Annotated in this window: 17 protein-coding genes and 1 pseudogene; 14 read left to right on the top strand and 4 right to left on the bottom strand. The window is 39.0% G+C overall.

Going from position 1 to position 19,743, the window contains the following annotated elements:
- Nucleotides 1-88: 88 nt before the first annotated feature.
- Nucleotides 89-583 (bottom strand): hypothetical protein, encoded by a 495-nt coding sequence (locus H6G75_RS29165; RefSeq protein ID WP_190983397.1) that lies wholly within the window; start codon nt 581-583, stop codon nt 89-91.
- Between the two features lie 227 nt (nt 584-810).
- Nucleotides 811-1,266 carry a hypothetical protein gene (locus H6G75_RS29160; protein WP_190983396.1) on the bottom strand — a complete coding sequence of 152 codons (456 nt, stop codon included), beginning with the start codon at nt 1,264-1,266 and terminating at the stop codon, nt 811-813.
- A 271-nt stretch (nt 1,267-1,537) separates the two neighbouring features.
- Between H6G75_RS29160 and H6G75_RS29150 the strand changes: the two are divergent.
- The 14 genes and pseudogenes from H6G75_RS29150 to H6G75_RS29085 all read left to right on the top strand — a co-directional run.
- A pseudogene (locus H6G75_RS29150) lies at nt 1,538-2,245 on the top strand (ATP-binding domain-containing protein); the annotation flags it as partial.
- Nucleotides 2,246-2,384: 139 nt separating this feature from the next.
- Nucleotides 2,385-2,975, top strand: coding sequence for a hypothetical protein (locus tag H6G75_RS29145; protein ID WP_242051681.1), 591 nt, complete (start codon nt 2,385-2,387; stop codon nt 2,973-2,975).
- A 99-nt stretch (nt 2,976-3,074) separates the two neighbouring features.
- Complete coding sequence (locus tag H6G75_RS29140; protein WP_190983395.1) at nt 3,075-3,434, top strand: hypothetical protein; 360 nt, start codon at nt 3,075-3,077, stop codon at nt 3,432-3,434.
- A gap of 51 nt (nt 3,435-3,485) precedes the next feature.
- Nucleotides 3,486-6,260: a hypothetical protein gene (locus H6G75_RS29135; RefSeq protein WP_242051679.1), complete on the top strand. Its 2,775-nt coding sequence runs from the start codon at nt 3,486-3,488 to the stop codon at nt 6,258-6,260.
- A gap of 86 nt (nt 6,261-6,346) precedes the next feature.
- Nucleotides 6,347-6,982 carry a hypothetical protein gene (locus H6G75_RS29130; protein ID WP_190983394.1) on the top strand — a complete coding sequence of 212 codons (636 nt, stop codon included), beginning with the start codon at nt 6,347-6,349 and terminating at the stop codon, nt 6,980-6,982.
- On the top strand, nt 6,972-8,093 hold the full coding sequence (locus tag H6G75_RS29125; RefSeq protein ID WP_199338070.1) for a hypothetical protein: 1,122 nt from the start codon (nt 6,972-6,974) through the stop codon (nt 8,091-8,093). Before H6G75_RS29130 ends, H6G75_RS29125 begins: the two co-directional genes overlap by 11 nt.
- A gap of 46 nt (nt 8,094-8,139) precedes the next feature.
- Entirely contained in the window at nt 8,140-8,946 is an 807-nt protein-coding gene (locus H6G75_RS29120) for a hypothetical protein (RefSeq protein ID WP_190983393.1), read from the top strand.
- Entirely contained in the window at nt 8,946-10,493 is a 1,548-nt protein-coding gene (locus tag H6G75_RS29115; RefSeq protein WP_190983392.1) for a TrbI/VirB10 family protein, read from the top strand. Before H6G75_RS29120 ends, H6G75_RS29115 begins: the two co-directional genes overlap by 1 nt.
- Nucleotides 10,490-11,248 carry a hypothetical protein gene (locus tag H6G75_RS29110; protein WP_190983391.1) on the top strand — a complete coding sequence of 253 codons (759 nt, stop codon included), beginning with the start codon at nt 10,490-10,492 and terminating at the stop codon, nt 11,246-11,248. Before H6G75_RS29115 ends, H6G75_RS29110 begins: the two co-directional genes overlap by 4 nt.
- Nucleotides 11,249-11,347: 99 nt before the next feature.
- Nucleotides 11,348-12,649, top strand: coding sequence for a hypothetical protein (locus H6G75_RS29105; protein WP_242051678.1), 1,302 nt, complete (start codon nt 11,348-11,350; stop codon nt 12,647-12,649).
- Nucleotides 12,650-12,710: 61 nt separating this feature from the next.
- Nucleotides 12,711-14,483, top strand: a complete 1,773-nt coding sequence (locus H6G75_RS29100) for a type IV secretory system conjugative DNA transfer family protein (RefSeq protein ID WP_190983390.1) — start codon at nt 12,711-12,713, stop codon at nt 14,481-14,483.
- Nucleotides 14,484-14,713: 230 nt separating this feature from the next.
- Nucleotides 14,714-15,085, top strand: a complete 372-nt coding sequence (locus H6G75_RS29095; protein WP_190983389.1) for a hypothetical protein — start codon at nt 14,714-14,716, stop codon at nt 15,083-15,085.
- A 20-nt stretch (nt 15,086-15,105) separates the two neighbouring features.
- Complete coding sequence (locus H6G75_RS29090; RefSeq protein WP_190983388.1) at nt 15,106-17,760, top strand: DUF3854 domain-containing protein; 2,655 nt, start codon at nt 15,106-15,108, stop codon at nt 17,758-17,760.
- Nucleotides 17,761-17,902: 142 nt separating this feature from the next.
- Nucleotides 17,903-18,631, top strand: coding sequence for a hypothetical protein (locus tag H6G75_RS29085; RefSeq protein ID WP_206757383.1), 729 nt, complete (start codon nt 17,903-17,905; stop codon nt 18,629-18,631).
- 180 nt (nt 18,632-18,811) lie between these two features.
- Here H6G75_RS29085 and H6G75_RS29080 read toward each other — a convergent pair whose 3' ends face one another.
- Together H6G75_RS29080 and H6G75_RS29075 are read right to left on the bottom strand one after the other, a co-directional pair.
- Nucleotides 18,812-19,045: a hypothetical protein gene (locus H6G75_RS29080; RefSeq protein WP_190983386.1), complete on the bottom strand. Its 234-nt coding sequence runs from the start codon at nt 19,043-19,045 to the stop codon at nt 18,812-18,814.
- A 13-nt stretch (nt 19,046-19,058) separates the two neighbouring features.
- Nucleotides 19,059-19,670: a DUF6753 family protein gene (locus tag H6G75_RS29075; RefSeq protein WP_190983385.1), complete on the bottom strand. Its 612-nt coding sequence runs from the start codon at nt 19,668-19,670 to the stop codon at nt 19,059-19,061.
- Nucleotides 19,671-19,743: the final 73 nt, after the last annotated feature.

The following is a 19,743-nucleotide window of genomic DNA, read 5'->3' as shown; positions in this document are numbered from 1 at the left end:
AGACGGGGTGAATGTGTCTAAAAATACGCTTTGTTATTCTATCCGAGACACTTATAGTCTGAAAGCCTTTCATATCAGTATTTTCAGCTTATCTTGCCCCTAGTGACAGCTTCGCTAGATCCACGCCAAATAATAAAACTAAACTAGCAATAAGAATAATATAAGGTGTGGATTTGATTTGTCGTCTAAAAGCTAACCCATACAAGCTAGAAATAATCGCGTAGCAAAAAATAGTTACTAGCTTGGGAATGCCAAATTGCAAAAAAATTATATGGAGTCGATAAATTTCATTCAATAAATAACCTGCTGTTAAAATTGCGGAGTAAAGCAAAAATTGATTAGATATATTATTAGGTTTAAGAGTTTTTAGTAAGGTAAAACTAAAAGCACAAATTATAGGTGGTATCGAACACAGTATTTGAAATCCAAGTGTAAACATTCCTGCACCAAAATATGGTGGTGCGGCAGGAGGTAAGAACAATCCTCCAACTGATATATCAAATATTTTATTATAAATAATAAAGGCGATAATTAATAATAAGCAGAAACTATTCAAACGAAAAATAATTTTATTAATTAGCATATATTACTTAAATATTATTTACCTAGTTCTAATTTTTTTTAAATTAATTTTTGGTAATTAAAAGCCTTGAAGTAATTGGTATGTATGTAAGAATTCAGGAGCCAGAATCCAGAATTCAGAATATTGGGAAATTAAGCAAATTTCTTCTGGACTAATATATAAATCATACGCTCATTGCTTTTAAATTCTGACTTCTGACTCCTGAGTGCTGAATTCTTACGTATGTATTAATCCCACCATGCAGTGAAGAGATTGTTCATGAGTTTAAATTCATCAGCAGTTCTCCCTGGCTGAGTAATAAACTGGGAGACAATTGGCAAAATTAAAACTGCTTGATCAATGTTACAGCCACTTTGATTTTTAATCTCGAATGATTCGATTACAAGTTGAATATTAGAACATTCATTGATTCCCAAGCCTCTACTTAAATGCCCACAAACTACAACTTGAATATCTAAATCTTCTTGGCGAAACGGTTCGATAGTCTCAAGAAACCGCATAAAATCCTGAATTGTGGGTCGATTGTTGTAAGAAGACTGGGGATGAACTAACCCTTCATCAAGTAATTGGAGAAGTTGTTCTGGTGTAATTTGACAATCTTGGATTTCGCCTGGTGACAGGCGAATAACTTTTCCAAGACAAATTTCCTCTACTCGATTTTGATGTTCGGCTTGTGACAGCATCGTTGTATCAGTATTATAAAATATAATGTTATTTATTAGTACTAATGTACTTATTAAGCTATTATGGAGCGATCTCTTGGGGGTCGTGAGCGATAACCTAAACTTCAATTTTGAGAAGCTGCTTTTTGCTCCAACACCTGAAGTCCGCCGCTAAACAAGTTTCAGAGGTGGTTTTAGTGACTGACCTCGACCGCAAAGGTGAAACTATTATATGATATTTAGCCTAGTTATTGCGGTTAAAAGAACCTAAACGAGCGACATACAACGAGATTACCCAAATTTGGAACCAATCTCAGATAATCCAGCATCAGATTGCTTGTAGCATGGTGGGGGACATGAAGCAGAACACGGAGTACAAGCAATTTGTGAGTTAATTAGTGATTTTATTCCCCGACTGGGTTTTAATCCGGCATTTGATGTGCAAGTGCTATGCCCTATGTCGCGGGGATTGGTAGGAACTCGTAACCTAAATATGGTGTTACAGGGGCTGATCAATCCGGCTGCACCCGACAAAGTGGCGATCGCCAGAGGAGGGATGACTTTGCGTGTAGGCGATCGCGTAATTCAACAAACCAACGACTATGACCGCGAAGTATTTAACGGGGATTTAGGAACCATCCTGAATATCGACACAGAGGAGCAAGAAGTTACAGTTGATTACAATGGTCGCTCCGTAGTCTATGATTATGCAGACTTGAACGAGATTACCTTGGCATTTGCCACCTCAATCCATAAGTCGCAAGGCTCAGAGTATCCAGTGGTGATACTGCCATTGTATATGCAGCATTATGTGATGCTGTCACGTAACTTATTTTATACTGGGCTAACTCGTGCTAGGAAGTTGGCAATTGTGATTGGGTCGAAGAAAGCGATATCCCTGGCTGTGCGAACTACTAATGACCAGCAGCGTTACACCAGATTAGGGGATTTACATTGTCATACTATTTCTGAGTACCATTCCCCCATGCCCTATTCATAACAAAAAGTCACTCATCAAACCTAAAAAAAGTAGGGATAAGACTGCAAATATGCAGAGAAAGTTTAGCAGTTTGTCAGTTGAAATCCGGTCATGGGGAATGAATACTAGGGGAATACTTTCTCATGATTCGAGCGTGGGTATGCAAACATACTATCTAGATAGAGAAAAAGAGCAGCCAGAATATCAGTCAGTACCAGTAATGAAGCCCAAGAATAAAGTAGCCCAAATGGTAACAATCGGATTAATGTGGGTGAATGGTGTATTGATGATATCAGAAATGAGCTTGCATGGAGTGATGCTAGGAGGGCTAATATTATCAGCATCAATGGCAGTAATATTCCAAAAGCAAATAAATGAATTAGTGAACTTATGGGACAAGAAAGGGCGCTCCTATAGGATAAATATTTACGGAATACTATTTGCGATATTGTCATTAGTGTTCATGCTGGACTTTGCGGCAGCCCCAGCCAACGCCCAGTTTTTTCAACAAGCGCAAAATTGGATAACAACGACAGGTTTTGGAGGTGCGCTAAACCCGGATACGGCAGCAACGGTAGTAGGAATTTTCAATATTCTGCGGATATTGTTTTTGTTGTATGTAGCAGTGTCAGTAGTCAACGTAATTCAAGCAGTCAGAAGAGATGAAGACTGGGCATCAGCAGCCAGAACGCCATTGATTATTCTAGTTGGGGTGTTTGGAGCCGATTTTTTAACAACATTAATTACCTAAAAACAAGTGGACAGTGAGTAGCAATTACTAACTGTGAATTAATAATTGGCTTGCTAAGAGCAAGCCAATTAACTGCAAACAGCGAATTGGTAAAAGAAGATGTTACCAGAAAAAAAATTCCGTGTAGTAAATCAAAGCTTAGGAACGCAACCAAAAATAGGGCCGTTACCAGCAGAGCAAATATTTCCGTGGTTAGTAATAACGATGGGGTGCATATTTGGATTTTACTATATGTTGAATTGGGGGTGGTTAGCAACGCTGTTTGCATCATTATGGGGATGTGCAACATGGTGGTTTGTATCGAGTAATAAAAGTTTTCTAGGGAAGTTTGTAGGTACACCACGCATCAGTAGAGGATATATGCAATTCATCTCCTTAATTAATGATTCGGTTCAACCCAAGCAAAGAAATAATCAAAAGAAAGTTAAAAGAACTAAGAAAATAAAAAAAATAAATTAAACAAATTTATAAATTTAAAATTTAAATTAGAGGATTATTTCCGATAAAAAGATGATTAAACAAGCCGAGAATTTAGGGAAGAAAACATTAACGTTGACCCCATTTGAAGATGTGGTAAACCTAGCAGGGATATGCGAAATGGAGGTAGGAGGGAGAAAAGGAGTAGGAGCTTTAATAATTCAAAAAAAAGGAAGTATCCAAATAAAATTCGCCTTTGATTGCTTAGGAATCCACCCAAACTTAGCAGCAGAACAAATAGTGCCAATATTTGAAGGAATAGAAGGAGGATTAAAAGAAATACCATCAGGAGAAAGACTGACAATACATTTTGGCTCATTTACATCAGATGAAACAAGACAAAGGGAAATATGTGCAATAGAAAAACAATGCGCCCTAGAGCCAATAAAATTATTGTTACGTTCAGAAAGAATACGTATTAGAAAACTTACCCAGTCGGGGGTGAGGAAGAATAAGTTTCTGAGATTATGGTGTACATATACAGTAGAAGAGGATGAGAAATTAGAAGACTTTGCAGAAATAGGACTAAAAAAACTGCAAAAAATTTGGTACTCATTCACAGGAGAGATTCATAAATTAAATAAAAATCGAATTGAAAATATATTAAGAAATTCATTTTTAGATGGATTTCAAAGTTGGGAGCAAATAATCTCAAATAAGATGGGATTGTCAGTAACGCCGTTGAGCAGTGAAGAAATCTGGGGGACGGTATGGGAAATATTTAATAATTCGCTGCCAACGCCTGTACCCAATCCTTTGAAACTAACGTCGGATGAATTAAATGAAAACCAAACGAGTGATTTTCATATAAAACATCATTTACTAGAGAATGAGTTCTCAGTACCAGTATTTGATAAAAAGTGGGTAAAAATCCAGGATAAATATATTGGGGCGTTAAATTTTAGTCAAAAGCCAGGGGGATGGGTGGATGAATATTCACAACTGAGATACCTATGGGAAGTAATGTCTCGTGAGAAGATAGCAAATACAGAAATTATTTGCCAAATTAGCAAAGCAAACGAGACAATAACGAAAAAAAATTTACAGAGATTAACAAAACAGTCAATCACATCAACGGCAATGTCAACAGATTCAGGCAGTATAGATGTGAAGGCAGGATTAAACATAGAAGAATCGGTAGAAGCGCAAAGAACGTTATACAAGGGAAGTGCGGTATTACATACAGCAGTAGTGTTCTTAGTACACCGAAAAAATCTGGCACAACTAGAAGAGGATTGCAGATATTTAGCAAGTTGCTTTCTGCGGCCAGCAGTAGTAGACAGAGAAAGGGAATATGCGTGGAAGGTATGGTTGCAATGTACACCGATAGTGTGGGAAGCGTTATTAACCAAACCATTTAATAGAAGGTTAATGTATTTCACATCGGAGGCTCCTGGGATAATACCGCTAATCCGCACAGCCACAGGAGATCGCACTGGTTTTGAATTGATTGCCTCAGAAGGAGGAACTCCCGTACATCTAGATTTGTACCAAAACCATAAGAATTTAGCGGTGTTTGGGACAACGCGATCTGGAAAATCAGTGCTAGTGGCAGGAATATTGACCCCAGCGATCGCGCAAGAGATACCAGTAATAGCCCTAGATTACCCAAAACCAGATGGGACATCGACGTTTACAGATTACACCAAACTATTAGGCGCAGATGGGGCATACTTTGACATAGCTAAAGAATATAACAACTTGTTTGAGTTACCAGACTTACGCTCAATGGATGAAGAAATCATCAAAGAGCGAATGTCAGATTTTAAAGAATTTTTGAAATCAGTGTTGATGACGATGATTATAGGGACGAACTCAATAGGAGTAAGTTTTTCGATGGTGTCAATCATCGAATCGTTGTTATCGTTGGCACTACAAACATTTTTTAATGATGAAGAAATAAAACTGCGATATCAAGCAGCATTGAGGGCAGGAATAGGGACTGTGCAATGGCTTGATACACCAACACTCAAAGATTTTTGTCAGTATTGCTCACCAGGGTACATAAATCTAGATTCACTATCTACAAGTAGCACGGAAGTAACCCAAGCATTAGGGCATATACAGGTGAGATTAAAGTATTGGCTATCGTCAAAGGTAGGGCAATCAATCTCGTCGCCGTCGAGCTTTAGGGCGGATGCAAAGTTATTAGTATTTGCACTCAGGAATTTATCAAGCGATGCAGATGCAGCAATTCTGGCGTTAAGTGCGTATGCAGCAGCCCTGCGTCGCGCTTTAAGTTCAAAAGCTTCAATATTCTTTTTAGATGAAGCACCGATCTTATTCCAGTTTGAAGCGGTCGCTGATTTAATTGGAAGACTGTGTGCTAACGGTGCAAAAGCTGGGATACGTGTAATTCTATCAGCGCAAGAGCCGGAAAGTATATACCAAAGTAAAGCAGCAGCGAAAATATTTGCAAATATCACGACGCGGTTAGTGGGTCGGATTCAATCATCAGCAATAGATCCATTTGTAGAAAGATTTAAATATCCTTATTCGATTATTAGTAAAAACAGTACAGAAGCATTTTATCCCAAAAAATCTCTGATATATTCATCGTGGTTATTAGACGACAATGGCAAGCTAACATTCTGCCGTTATTATCCAGCGTATTGTTTATTGGCAGCAGTGGCGAATAATCCAGCAGAACAAGAATTAAGAGAGGCATTTTTGCATAAATATAATCACAATATTTTACTAGGAATATATAAGTTTAGTGAGGATTATATAAAGATGATTAGAGGAGAAAAATTATCAGATGAAGCGCAAGAATTGTTAGTTAGATTTAAGCTAGTAAAGGCATCATGATCATGAAAAATAAATTGAAAAAGCTACTGATACCAGTGACAGTTATGATTCCCTTATTGTTGACGGCTACCCCAAGTTTTGGATTTGTGTCAATTAAAGATTTCTTGGGTTCAGTATTAGAAGATATGCGACAAGAGTACAGTACTGTAGAAGAAAAAGCTCAAGAAAAAATAAGAAAAACATGGGCGAATTTGGCAGAAGATGCGAGTGAGGCGATTGAATCATCAAAAGGAGAAATGGGAACACCAGACCCGGAGAAAAGTACACAAGATTTGATAAGAAGATTAAAGAATAGCAGAGGGATACCAGAAACTAAGTCATTAGCTCAATTATTGGAAAGAGATTTAGCTCGTGCGTCAGTATCTTCAACATTGGGAAACCAAGGACAACAAAATACCACCGAAAAAATACTCGCAACAATCCAAATATCGCAGGAAGTTAAGGATTTAGCCGAACAAGCACAAGGATTGGATGCGTCACAAAATATTTTGAAAGTGATAGCAGCGCAAAATGCACAAATGGTAAGTGCAATATCCCGCTTTCATGCTGATTCATTAGTGGCACGCCTTGATACTGCCCAATCAAACTTGATGTTGACGCAGGTAGCAGAAAATCTGGCATCTTCAGCGACAAAAGACGAATTGAGACTAACAGGGCAAGCATCCTTAACTCAAGAATTAGTGTTGATGTCTTTATTAGATCCGGCAAGAAATGATGAATAATTTCATAGCACAAATACCGAATGGTGTAATTTCTAATGAGAATATACCAAGCAGAGCCGCCCAAATATCGCAATCGATATCTATAGGCTTTAATGAATTATGGACAGAAGTGCTAGGCGGAGAATTATATGGTTCTCTTTGTAAAGTTGGGACATTATTTGCGATAGCCACGTTGGGATTTTATATCTTGGAATGGACAAAGCAGGTAATTAATAATGAAGAACAAAGAGCATTCCAATCATTTATTTGGCCATTGCTGATTTCGGCACTGTTGTATAACAACGGACAACTGTTAGGAAGAACTACAGTTGCAATTAAAGATTACATCAATAATGTCAATGGCTATGTACTAGAAAGGACAGCGGTGGGTGTTGATTTAAGAGAAGCATATTCCAGAGCGTTGGGAGTAGCAGCAGTCAGGGCAGCAATTGGCAGAGAAATTGAGGCTTGTCGCTCACTGACGAATCCGCAAGAAGCACTTGATTGTCTACAACAGGCCAAACAAAGGCTGAGTAATGACTACCCCAACTACTTTAGAGCTAGAGGCCCATTTGCTTATTTAGTAGATCGAATTAACAGAGTTTTATCAGCACCACAACAGGCAATACAATCTGGAGCAAACCCGGTACAGGTATTACTATCTCCTTTCAGTGCGTTTGTCGGTTCTTTGATAGCGGATAACGTAACGAATATTCTGGTAGGTCTATCAGGCGCATATCAGTGGGGAATAGAGTTAACAATGCTGTTGACGGCGTATCTTGGGCCGTTGGCTGTGGGAGGAAGTTTATTACCATACGGCTCCAAAGCAATACTGGCGTGGCTGGTGGGATATTTCTCAGTCGGAATGGCAAAATTGAGCTTTAATATCATCGCGGGTTTTGCAGGGGAGTTAATAGCTAATTCGCGCTCAGATCAACCGCTATTTTTCTTATTAACAATCGGAATATTTGCACCAGCACTGGCCACAGGGATAGCGGCAGGAGGTGGATTAACACTGTTAATGCAAATTAATAAAGCCGCAGATGAGGCCAAAAATGTAGCCAAGGATATTGCGGTAACAGTAGTCACAGGCGGTGCTGGCGGGATAACGAAGTTGATTCGTCCGAGGTAAGGCAGGGGAAGCAGGGGAAGCAGGTGAGGTAGAGAAGAGAGTAAATATGTTGAGAACTGGTAAACCGAAATTAGAATCTCAAGCTTATAAGCCCGAATTAAATTCGTTCTTGAGTAGTGGCCCCGCCGTGCCGACAAGAATAGCAATAATGGCGGTAGTGGGTTGTAGTGTTGCTTGTATATCGCTGATGGTACAGTTTCTTAACTATGGAGCGATTAGGAGACTAGCAAAGCAGGAAGTACCATCCCTAGTGCAGTTATCGAATGGAGAAACAATAACAGCAACAGCAGTAGAACCAGCCTATCGCTCTAATGAAACTATCAAAAGATTTGTGTCAGATACATTTGTAGGGATGTTTAACTGGGACGGATTAATACAGAAAAACAATGCTCAAGGGAAACTAATAGTAGAAGCAGACCCTGGAGTAGAAGTTAAGGGATTAGAAAACCAATCAACATTAAAAGTAACGACAAGGGCTTACGAAGCGGCATTTGCATTATCAGAAAAACAAGGATTTCGCGCAGCATTTGTGCGGAGATTAGCGCAAATGATTCCCTCTGAAGTGTTTAGTGGGAATATGCGAGTAGCGATTATTCCCAACTATATATCATCTGCGAGAAAAATAAAAGAAGGGAAGTGGGAAGTAGATTTTCAATCAACTTTAGTGACGTTTAAAAAATTAGATAATGCCGGAGATGCAATAGCGTTTAACAAAACAGTAACGCTAGAAGCAGTTACAACACCGCAAAAGCCACCAGAAGATATTTCAGAATTAGCAAAGAAAATCTATGCAATTCGCTCCAGTGGATTAGAGATTACACAAATTGTAGATTTAGATTTAGGGAAAAGATAATGAGTGAAAACCCATTAACAGTAGATGAAATATTAAAGCTTGACGATGAACCATCAGAAATAAGTAGTAATCAAAAAGCCGAGATAGAAGATGAAGAATTATTAACTCAACACACGGTAGTAACATCTCCTTGGTCAAGGATAGGAATAATCGGTGTGCCATTGGGAATAGGATTTTTGATTTTCTATTTGATGTTTAACAACATCATCAATGGGCATTCGAGCGTTAATAAACCCGAAACAAAGACTCAAGATAAATCAGCACAATTAACGCCATCTGCTGAAAATAAAGATGGCGACATTTATGCACAGTTGGCGCTGTCAAAACAACAAGAAGAGTTAGATAAAATCAAACAACAAAAAGAAAAATTGTCAGTTAAAGCGCAGCCAGAAGCTAAAAGCGCAAAACCTATACAGAGAGAACCATCTGCGGCGCAAATGCCTTCAAGGCCAACACCACCCGTGACCTATTCATCACCCCGGAGGTATCAGCCAGTAACTCGTCCCCAAATAGCACAAAGACGTAGTTTTGTGCTGCCGAGAGTCAGTAATCCCAGTATTACAAGAGTACAAAAAACTGTAGACCCTATTGATGAATTTAACCGACTACGTTCTATTGGTTCATACGGATTGATAGCTTATGCGGATAGTTCGGTAAGTGAATCGACCTTACTAGATCCGGCAGACACCTCATCATTGCAAACAAATCAGGTGCAACCCCAACCCATAGATATTGATAGTGAGCCTACATCCAGTATTACAGAAGAAAACACATCTAATAGGATTGAAAAAATCCGCCCACGGTGGCAAGTGGAATCTAAAGTTGACAAAAAACTTATAGCCAATAACTACCTACCGCAAGAAAGCCAAATCCTTACAGAACATAAAACTCGTTACCTGAGTGTGGGTGAATTCGCCACTGGTATCCTAGTTACACCACTAGTCCAACAACAAACGGACAGCAAAAATAACCAGGAACAAACTGAAGATGGTAGGCGTTTTGTTGCCAAGTTAACCCAAGACTTTCGTGACAATTATGGTGAAGTAGCCATTCCAAAGGGTACATTACTTGCAGTGGAATTGGTAGGAGTTGATGGCGGGAACTATGCAACTGCCAATGTTCGGAGCATTATCAAAGATAATACGGAATATCCTCTAACTGCTGGTGCAATTTCTGTACAGGGAGAAAAGGGAAAACCCCTAATTGCTAAAAAATTTCAAGACAAAGGTGGTGCGATCGCATCTTACGACATAACGGTGGGATTAGTTGGGGGACTTGCCAAGGTTGGTGAGATTATCAATCAGCCAGATAGCCAAAGTACAATCCACAATTCTACTATTGGCAGCTTTAGCAGTGCGGTAACACAAAACAATCGACGTAATCTCGGTGGTGCATTTTTAGAAGGAGCATTTGACAAGCTAGGCGATATTGTAAGCGATCGCGCTTCACGAGCCTCCCAAGAAATACTGGCGCGACCGAATGTTTGGCACATTCCACAAGGAACGAAAGTTACTTTTATCGTTAACCGTAGCCTGGAGTTGCCATGAAAAACATCATTATTGGCTGGATGAGTGCGCTTGTTTGTCTTAGTCCAGTAATGACCCTTGCCGCACCAGTAGTTCGTACCATTAGGCAATCGCAAGCATCGGGTGAAACTGCCCTACTCCAAACTATCAACGTCTGGAATGGTCATGGTATAGCAATCTCATTTTATGAAGTAGGGGAAAGGATACAACGAGTCTGGTTAGATGACCCGTCACAAATCTTGGTTGATACAGATGGTTGTTTAGAAGGGCTCAACCAAAATTGCCAAAATCCAGGTGCGGGACTAATTCATCTGCGGCGGATTAAAAAAGTCAACATCCCTGGTTTACCGCAAGCATCAACAACTTTGTTAACGGTGGTAACACAATCATCAACGGGTGAGCGTAAGGCTTACAGTTTTCGTTTGGCAATTGCTAACGGCACTCCTAAATACAGCCAAGTTGTAATTAGTAATGATGTTGATAGTAAGAAAGAACCACGTCCTCAACTACAACCATTAGTCACCACGATTAAAACAGTTAACAGTCTCAGGAATGGTCTGGCTATAGCTATTAGAAATAAATGGCTTAACCCTGATGATGAATTACATCAACGTCTGCAAAAATTGATTACTTATTTACAACAAGGTGATGACCTAGCTGCGGCAGCTGATAAGGCTATTGTTTCAATGGAACTAGTTAATAAATTAACTTTAATGGGAGAGAATGCAAGAATCCAGAATCGAGAATACATTAAGCCAAGGTTGACAAAGTTTTGATAATCACTTCAATGGAAATAAATTTCAAAACCTATGAATCAGCAACAAGAGATATCAGTTAAAATCCCAAATCAAATATTAATTTATTTCCTGTTGAGCATGATAAAGCCTTCAAATTTCATACCTGAATCAGACAAAAATCCGGGATTAGAAGCTAATAATAACATTCATGCTCAGCGAGTTTTAGTTGATAAAAAACATCTTCAGAGAAATTATGATGCCCGAATTAAATATTTAATATTTTTTGGGTTGATTTTTTTCTTATTCATCCATAGCTTTTGGAAGTACGGAATCCTTAATCAAGCAATTGGATTTATTTTACCTTCAGCTTCAGCGCAAGTACCCTTTGTTGAGTCAGAAGGAGGATTTATCCCTGAATGGTCACGTTTAAAATTTAGCGATATGGTAATAAGAGAAGATGGAAAAATTACCTATCGAGTTAATGGTAGAACCGAAACTAGAGCGTGGAAATCAGGACAAAGTATTGCAGAGTTTTTAAAACTTGGGGATTTTGAAGATACAGAGTTAAATTTAGAAACACTAAATTTAGGAAAAATCTCTCGCGCTCAAAATTTGAGATTAAATAATTTGAGATTGTCAGATTTTCAACTGATGAATTGGCAAACAGTACCAAGTTTATCTAGGGCAGTGCCAGGACTTGCCAATAAATCAGTAAAAGATGTGAAACCGCTTGACGATTTTCTGAAGCGACAAGGGATTTTTGCCTCTAACAGAAGAATTGGTGATTTAGCTCAGATTCCTACATTACAACGAGCAAGATTAGGTCAGGGGATTAATTTAAAAAATTACAAAATTACAGATATACCTGGACTAGAGCGGGCGAGATTTGACGGGTTCGGTAATTGGCAAGAAAGTTTTATTGATGGTGTACCTGGGCTAACAGATTTAACCTGGGATAATTTTCCGGGTTTATTAAATGTTGACTTATCGTTTGTCGGTAAAGTTGATCTTGTACTAAGAGATATTGAAGCGAACCGGATTCGCTCGATCTCTGGGAGTTATCAACAAGGGTTTAATGTACCTTGCCTACAGGATAATTGCGCTCATGCAGAGATGGCAGGCATCGGGAGAACAACAGGTGTACAGTGGATTTCCGGCAAAGTTCAGAAGGTAAGAGGCGGATTTGGCATACTTAAAGCTCTCAATGGGGGCAAAGAACCAACAGGGCGCAATCCTTTTGGTTCGGCTTTTAAACAAGTGATTTGGGAGATTGATGAATCAACAGGCTCGATGCAAACGGCGATGTTTTTTAGAATCTGCAAAACCATCCCCTTCATTGGTCGCACCTGTTCGCCTTACTTTATAGGGCCAGTGCCTTTCATTGAGTATCGAGAAAAAGATCCAATTATTTTTGGTAAACCATCAACACTCCCTGACTAAGAAATTGCTTTGAAGTTATAGCTCAACAAAACAACCAAAAATTTCCAATACCATAAATAGAATGAGAAATAATACTCAATCACAGTTGATTAATGATAATCAACTATTTCGTGTTGAGCAATTACAAAACCCCAACCATGATGTTGGCAAGTATACACATCACTTTCTCACACCTAATGGATTAGCACTATTAGGGGCATTAGGGGTTTATCTGGTAATGAAAGTGGTGTTAGGAGATGGCTCGAAGAAAAAGAAAATAGCCACTTCTTATTGGGGGGGAAGTAAAGAAATTGCTACAGCCAAGAAAAAAGCACTTCAACAAATAGCTAATCCCAAATGTGATAGTGCAGCATTATACATTGGGCAGCATCGATTTAAAGATTCAAAAGCCCCACGGCAAAGCAATGTAATCCCTTTATACATACCAGATGCCCAAAGGGGAACAGCAGCGATTGGCGCACCGGGAAGTGGTAAAACTTATAGTGCAATCAACCCGATGATATATTCAGCAATTGACCAAGGGTTTGGGATTGTATTATACGATTTTAAGTATGCGTCACAAGCTAAAATTGCGGCGTATGCCCGATTAAAGGGGTATGATGTACACATATTTGCTCCTGGGTTCCCTGAATCAGAAGTATGCAACCCGCTGGACTTTTTAAGAGATTCGTCTGATGCGGAAACAGCAAGGCAATTAGCAACAGTAATTAACAAGAATTTCCGAATATTAACTAACGCCAGTGAAGATGGATTTTTTGGCCCGTCAGGGGATCAACTGACCCAAGCGATATTGATGCTGACTAAAGAGTTTGGGGAATATGCAGACATAATGACTGCGGCGGCCATTCTTTCTAGCGAACAAATGATTAACCGACTGATGGGGGCATCACTAAATCCCTGGATTAGGATAGCGTTCGGTCAACTGTTCAGTTCTGCGGCTTCTGAAAAGACGGTGGCAGGGATTACAGCGACCGCCAGCTTAATGTTCACTCGTTTTATGGCGAAAAATACGCTGGGGTGTTTTGTGGGTAAAACTACTCTGCCGTTAGAAATTAAGCGAAAGCAGATGATTATCTTTGGGCTGGATAGAGAACGCCGTGATGCTGTAGCTCCTTTAATGACGAGCATTTTACACATGACAATAGCGCGGAATATTGCTTCTAAACGAGTGGACTCTGGGCCATTAATTGTTGCCTTAGATGAATTACCGTCGATTTATTTGCCGGATTTATATAGATGGCTGAATGAGTCACGAAGTGAAGGATTCTGCGGAATTTTGGGGTGGCAGAATATGGGGCAGTTAGAAAAGAACTACGGTAAAGAAGTAGCGAAAACTATCTTGGGGGCTTGTAGCACTAAGTTTGTATTTAATCCTGGTGAAAATGAATCAGCACAATTATTCTCCAGCTTCCTCGGTGATGAAGAAATTAAGTACAAGCACAAGAGTAGGTCAACGGGTGGCGGTAAACCAAGTACAACAACCAGTGAACAAGAAAAAACTAAAAAGTTATTTGAATCAGCGCAATTCTTAAAGTTACCTGCTGGTAAATGTGTATTCATTAATCCGGCGTATGCCAATAAAGAGGAAGGTTCAGTGCCGTTGTTAAAAACGATAAAAATTGGTGATTATGCAGACAATACTGAAAAATATAATCAAAAAAAATGGCAAAAGCTAGTAAAAAATCTGGCACTGCATAGCACTCAAAAATATCCAACACAGCAAGACTTAGATATCAGAATAAAAGAAGTAGATCGCCGCTTGCCTATTCCCCAAGAACCAGTAGAAGCAGGAGTAGAAGCATTACCCGTTGATGGGATGAGATCAATGCTTTAGGGCAAGTCGCAAGTCGCAAGTCGGAGGTCGGAGGTCGGAGGTCGGAAATCGGAGGTCGCAATTATAGCTTAGACTTTTTAGTAATTTTAAATTTTAAATTTTGAATTCAAAAAGTCACTGTATGCTGCATAAATTTAGTGAGTTGATTGAGGGTGAAAGTGATAATTATAGAATCTGCTCTTACCGATTTTCTGATTATTAATAAATTGGATAGAAAGCAGCAAAGACTAATGGCAAATTTAGTAAATGTTAGAGAGGCTACCCCGTACATTATCAATGCGTTTAATAAGCGGTCTAAGCTTAGACCAAGGCTGAGAAAGTTTGGGATATATGTCAAGCTGATATTTAAGGATATACAAAATTTATCTCAAGAAGAAGTTTATCAGCAAATGCTAGATAGATATCTCAAATATATAGGCTGGGACGACTTACAATATATAGCATTTATTACTTATAGTTCGGATTATGCCCAAATAGAAATTATTTTAAATCGGGTAATATCTGGGACAAAAATTATAGATTTAAAGTGCTTAAAAGCTGGCAAAAAACAATATAAAATGCTGCACAGAGCATCAGAAGAAATTTTAAGTAGTTCGGCGTAAGTAAATATTATTAGAAGATAATGTTTGATGAACGGAGTGTTAACTTAACAAGTGATTACATCTTGTTCACAAGGCAGGATTTACAGCAAACTCGTCAAATATGGAAAAAAGCACTTGTGCCATTGATAGAAGCAGCAATGGAGAGGCTGCAATACGAGTGGGACAAGCAAGCGAAAATCGAGATCGGCTATAATACATTTGTACTAAAACAAGATGAGTCAGGAGCGTATGTGTGGTCAGAAATTGACCCATTGACTGACACCGAATGGGATGAGGAGGCTGATTTAGAACCAGAAGAATCAGCCTCCTCATCAACAGTGCAAACAGAACAAACCGCTTCAAGCTCAACGCCCCAGGCAGAAGAATCAACAGTACAAGCAGAACAAACCGCTTCAAGCTCAATACCTCAAACAGAACAGACCGCTTCAAGCTCAACACCCCAAACAGAGGAATCAACAGCACAAACAGAACAAACCGCCACAAGCTCAAGTCCTGTCCCTGCCCCAGAACATATAGATCCTGAGCATTGGCATGAAATAGTAGTCAATAGTGCGGTTAAAGAGGAGATTGCTGCCCTTAATTTCAAAAGTTTGCATCAAGATTCGGTTGAAGGTGTAAACCAAGCTTGGGAATATTTGATGTATAGCAAAAGTCTTGAGCGACGGAACGATGGGCGGTTGAAGAATATAAAGACATATTCTCATATTGAGTTTGGGGGTTGGTGGTGTAGCTCCGGTGTAGATCCGCGCTCATTCCCCACGCTCAAGCCAGGAGAAGTACCACCTCAAAAGCTTTGGGGTTGCTTGAAACCCAACCAGAAGAGAGAAAAACCTGAGCAACATATTGACTCTCCTCATTATTTCAAGTTTCTTCAAGACGATAAACCCTCTCCCAGTCCTGCCGAACACTCGAATAAACCAAAGGAATTTATTAAATACGAGCATCCACCAAAAACACCATTAAGTATTTTTTTGCTAGATGTGCCAGATGATACGGCTAACCTTATATATCAAAGAGCAGGTGTTTCGCCAAGCGAGAGCGATCGCCGCAGTGGATTTTGGTACTGTGTATGGAAACACAATGTACCGATTATTGTGACAGAGGGAGCCAAAAAAGCGGCAAGTTTATTGTCGCAGGGTCATGCAGCAATAGGATTACCAGGGATAAATGCTGGCTACCAGACGAAAGATGAGCAATCTAATCCAATTCCAATACAGTTACGTGAAGAATTTGCGATGTTTGCCACCCCTGGTAGAGACATCAAACTATGCTTTGACCACGATACCAAGCCAAAAACTATTGTCAATGTTCATCAAGCTTTATTAAAAACTGGGTTACTATTGCAACGAGCCGGGGCTAATGTGAGTGTGATCAACTTGCCAGGGCCGGATAAAGGTGTAGATGATTTTATTGTGAATAATGGCAGTGAAAAGCTTCAAGATTTAGTCTCGAAAGCTCAACTGTTAAAAGAGTGGTATGAAAACAATCCGCCGCTTGATTTGAGATTTTTGATCAAGCTGAAAAATGGACAAATTTTGAATCTATATGAAAAGCAGTTAGATGGAACTGTAACATCAAATCCAGCTAACTTAAAAGAAGAAGAAATCGCACAAGCTATTCCTCAAACTCCCGCCGAAGAAAAACAGCAGGGGGGAAATGAAGGTACTTTCTCCCCTGCACAAGCGCACCCCTGCACAAGTGCCTCTTCTTTCTCCTCAACCACAGGGGCTGTTTCTCCACCTCAGTCGGTAACTGTTGCGTCACAATACTGGGCTAACGAGCAGAAAGTACCAAATTATGCGCTGACAATTCCGAGAAAGTTATTAGTAGAAAAAGAAAATAAAGATATTGCTTTAACAGCCAAGCAACTTTTAGATAATTACGGGGTGGAATTAGACGATGGCAGTATGGTCTATAGGAGTGAAGCTTTTAGTGTAAGAAAATTTCGTGACACTTATAGCATTCACCGTGCTGATGATGAACAAAATAGCTATTTCTCAAATCCATTAATGCAGTTTGAAATTGATAAAAAAGGAAAAGCAGTAATTACTAAAAAACCGGAAAGAATGCTGATGGTAGAGCGTCAGGAATTCCTAAAGGTGAATAATAACTTAAAAACAGTTGAAAAGTTACCATCATTTTATGAAGATGCAGTAACACTAAAAACTCAACTAGGTTCTTTAGCCCCACTAGGCACTCAAGCAGTGATTAAAAGGTTAGAAATAACCGAAGTGTCTCAATTATTGAGTTATTCACTAAAAACTGCACAGTCTAAACATCTAAAAATAGGAAACTACCGAATTAAATTAGAAATTAATCAACAAACAGGTGATGAAAATATTCGACTAATCAAAAAAGAAAACGATGGCTTAGATAGAGAAGCTATCAAAATCAACTTAAGAACAAAAGAAGCTGCGGTCATGAAGGTGTCCCAGCAGGATATAGAAAATCTCAGGTTAATAGCGAAAAGAATACAGTTAGAATACTCTCATCAAGAGCAAGAAATTCCTAATTATATTCCCTCTCCATCTGGGCAGAATGCGGCTGTGAAAACAACACCGCCTCATGTTAATGCAAATGCTAAATATTCACCCGCGAATCCAGAAGCTCAAGAAAATAAACGTCCACCATTACGCCAGAATAGTAAATCATCATCTCCAGATATAGAGCTATAATTACTAGTATTAAAAGCTTAATATAGATTCATTTTAAATTGCGAATTGTTATTGATGCCTAAAGGTAAAACCTATGTCAGCCAATCAGACTTCAACATTGGAGAAAATTAGAGCAATAAATCCAGGGGGGATCTCAGATAATATGATGATAGCGAGATTGTCTCGCGTACTTAATCAATCCACTACCCAACAAAAAGATTTATCAATAATTCCCTCTAATCAAGAAACAGACTCTAATCGTCAACAACAAGCACGAGAAGAATTAGGGCAGTTATTGTCTAAAGGCAATATTGAAGACTACAAACAACAGCTAAAACAGCAATATGTTCAGCAGTATTTGACCACATTTGGTTTAGAGCAACCCCAATTACAAGAGTCCCAGACTAACCAGAGATTAATAACTCAACTTCAACAATTCAGGGAAATTCAAAAGGCTGTATTATCGCCTACTGAAAGAAATAATTCCTCTAGAAAACCAATTGAATTAACCACGAATATTCCCGAAAATACCCAAAATCAAGAGTCTGATAAGAAGTCATTTATTAGGTTAGTTCTCGATAAAATCATTACAAAGGGTAGTAGCCTGGGCAATCAAATTAGTGCATTTGAAAATCAGGGTTATAAAGCTTTACTACAAGTTGATGATACTAAACAAATTCTCAGCATAGACCGGAAGCAACCACAACCAGATAAATCTAATCCAGCTTTTAAAGCGGAAAAATTGGGAGCGAGTGACTTTCAGATTTTAGAAGACAATCTAACCGAACAAGAAACTCAAGATATAATTGCTCCCAATCAGCAGCAAATACAACTACCACAACGAATTCAGCCGAAACGGGATCTGAAAAACAATGGCCCAGAAATTGATTAAATTAGGGTTTAGGGTGTGGGGTGTAGGGTGTAGTAAATGAGAAAGATTCTATTTTTGTACAACACAGAGATATAGAATTAATTGAGTACAAGTCATGACTCTAATCTTTAATTTACCAATTCTTAATTAGTAAATAGAAGCTCTAACTAATTTCCCTACACCCTATACCCTACACCCTTGCTAATTGAAGTATCCTATCTTTAAACCCAACACAAAACCAGAAACAAGCAATAAACGTTTGGCTGGTTTATTGATTGTTGTAAAGGGCGAGATAATTGCAGCTAAAAGTATATAAAATGCGGACTCCAAAAAATCACTTTGAAGTGATGCGTAAGCAATAACTATCAAGCAGATTAAGATGGCAATTTCTACAAAATCTTCGGCTTTATCTAGCACAGTTTTGGAGCCGCGCATATTTTTAACCTAGTTATTTGGATCTTCTGATTTTAACCACACAACGACCCAATAAACGATTATTTTTCTGACAAAATTCAAGATCAGCTTGATTATCAACAAACAGTTGTCGGGCTTGTCTACCTTCGGAGGATTTAGCCCATTCTAAAAGCTTGAGGTCATTAGCAGTAATGTCAGTATTGCCGATACCGACATAGTTAGAGATGACATTCCAAGTAGTAAGAGAACCAAGTATTGCGCCAACAGCAATCATACCGCCAAGAATGCCACCAATTGACCAAATCCCCAGTTTAAATTTGCCAATTTTTGGTGTTTCCAAAGGCAGAGAAAAAGTCGGCTTAAGTTTCGGGAGTTCTTCTTTAAGGCTTGTTTGTACAGCATCAGTAATGATAGAGTGTTGCATCAGTTGTGCAGCTTTAGTCGCATCAGTGAGCTTTTTGTCCATCATTAAAGCCCCAGCTTCCATTAAGGCTTCCATCTGGGTGGGGAATTGAATCATCATCTCTTCAAAATTCCCCAGGATGCTCATAATTTGAAACATCGGATCGTTGGGGTCAAACCCGATTTCTTCGGAAAGTTCTCGAATTCGGTCAATTTCGGCTTCGGTGTATTTAGAAATCGTCAAGTCGCTTCGCTCCAATTCAAAATTAAAAATTATTAATTCAAAATTAAAAACCATTAGTAGGAGCTTCCAAGAT

Source organism: Nostoc sp. FACHB-280, from assembly GCF_014697615.1.
GTDB lineage: Bacteria > Cyanobacteriota > Cyanobacteriia > Cyanobacteriales > Nostocaceae > Nostoc_B.
Note: the sequence above shows the minus strand (reverse complement) of the source record. Positions and strands in the feature narration are given on the sequence as shown.

Coding starts and splice junctions, on each gene's coding strand:
- H6G75_RS29115 (WP_190983392.1), top strand. CDS start 8,946: ATGAGTGAAAACCCATTAACAGTAGATGAAATATTAAAGCTTGACGAT.
- H6G75_RS29085 (WP_206757383.1), top strand. CDS start 17,903: ATGATGATAGCGAGATTGTCTCGCGTACTTAATCAATCCACTACCCAA.
- H6G75_RS29125 (WP_199338070.1), top strand. CDS start 6,972: ATGATGAATAATTTCATAGCACAAATACCGAATGGTGTAATTTCTAAT.
- H6G75_RS29110 (WP_190983391.1), top strand. CDS start 10,490: ATGAAAAACATCATTATTGGCTGGATGAGTGCGCTTGTTTGTCTTAGT.
- H6G75_RS29080 (WP_190983386.1), bottom strand. CDS start 19,045: ATGCGCGGCTCCAAAACTGTGCTAGATAAAGCCGAAGATTTTGTAGAA.
- H6G75_RS29135 (WP_242051679.1), top strand. CDS start 3,486: ATGATTAAACAAGCCGAGAATTTAGGGAAGAAAACATTAACGTTGACC.
- H6G75_RS29145 (WP_242051681.1), top strand. CDS start 2,385: ATGCAAACATACTATCTAGATAGAGAAAAAGAGCAGCCAGAATATCAG.
- H6G75_RS29165 (WP_190983397.1), bottom strand. CDS start 583: ATGCTAATTAATAAAATTATTTTTCGTTTGAATAGTTTCTGCTTATTA.
- H6G75_RS29100 (WP_190983390.1), top strand. CDS start 12,711: ATGAGAAATAATACTCAATCACAGTTGATTAATGATAATCAACTATTT.
- H6G75_RS29105 (WP_242051678.1), top strand. CDS start 11,348: ATGATAAAGCCTTCAAATTTCATACCTGAATCAGACAAAAATCCGGGA.
- H6G75_RS29120 (WP_190983393.1), top strand. CDS start 8,140: ATGTTGAGAACTGGTAAACCGAAATTAGAATCTCAAGCTTATAAGCCC.
- H6G75_RS29140 (WP_190983395.1), top strand. CDS start 3,075: ATGTTACCAGAAAAAAAATTCCGTGTAGTAAATCAAAGCTTAGGAACG.
- H6G75_RS29160 (WP_190983396.1), bottom strand. CDS start 1,266: ATGCTGTCACAAGCCGAACATCAAAATCGAGTAGAGGAAATTTGTCTT.
- H6G75_RS29090 (WP_190983388.1), top strand. CDS start 15,106: ATGTTTGATGAACGGAGTGTTAACTTAACAAGTGATTACATCTTGTTC.
- H6G75_RS29095 (WP_190983389.1), top strand. CDS start 14,714: ATGGCAAATTTAGTAAATGTTAGAGAGGCTACCCCGTACATTATCAAT.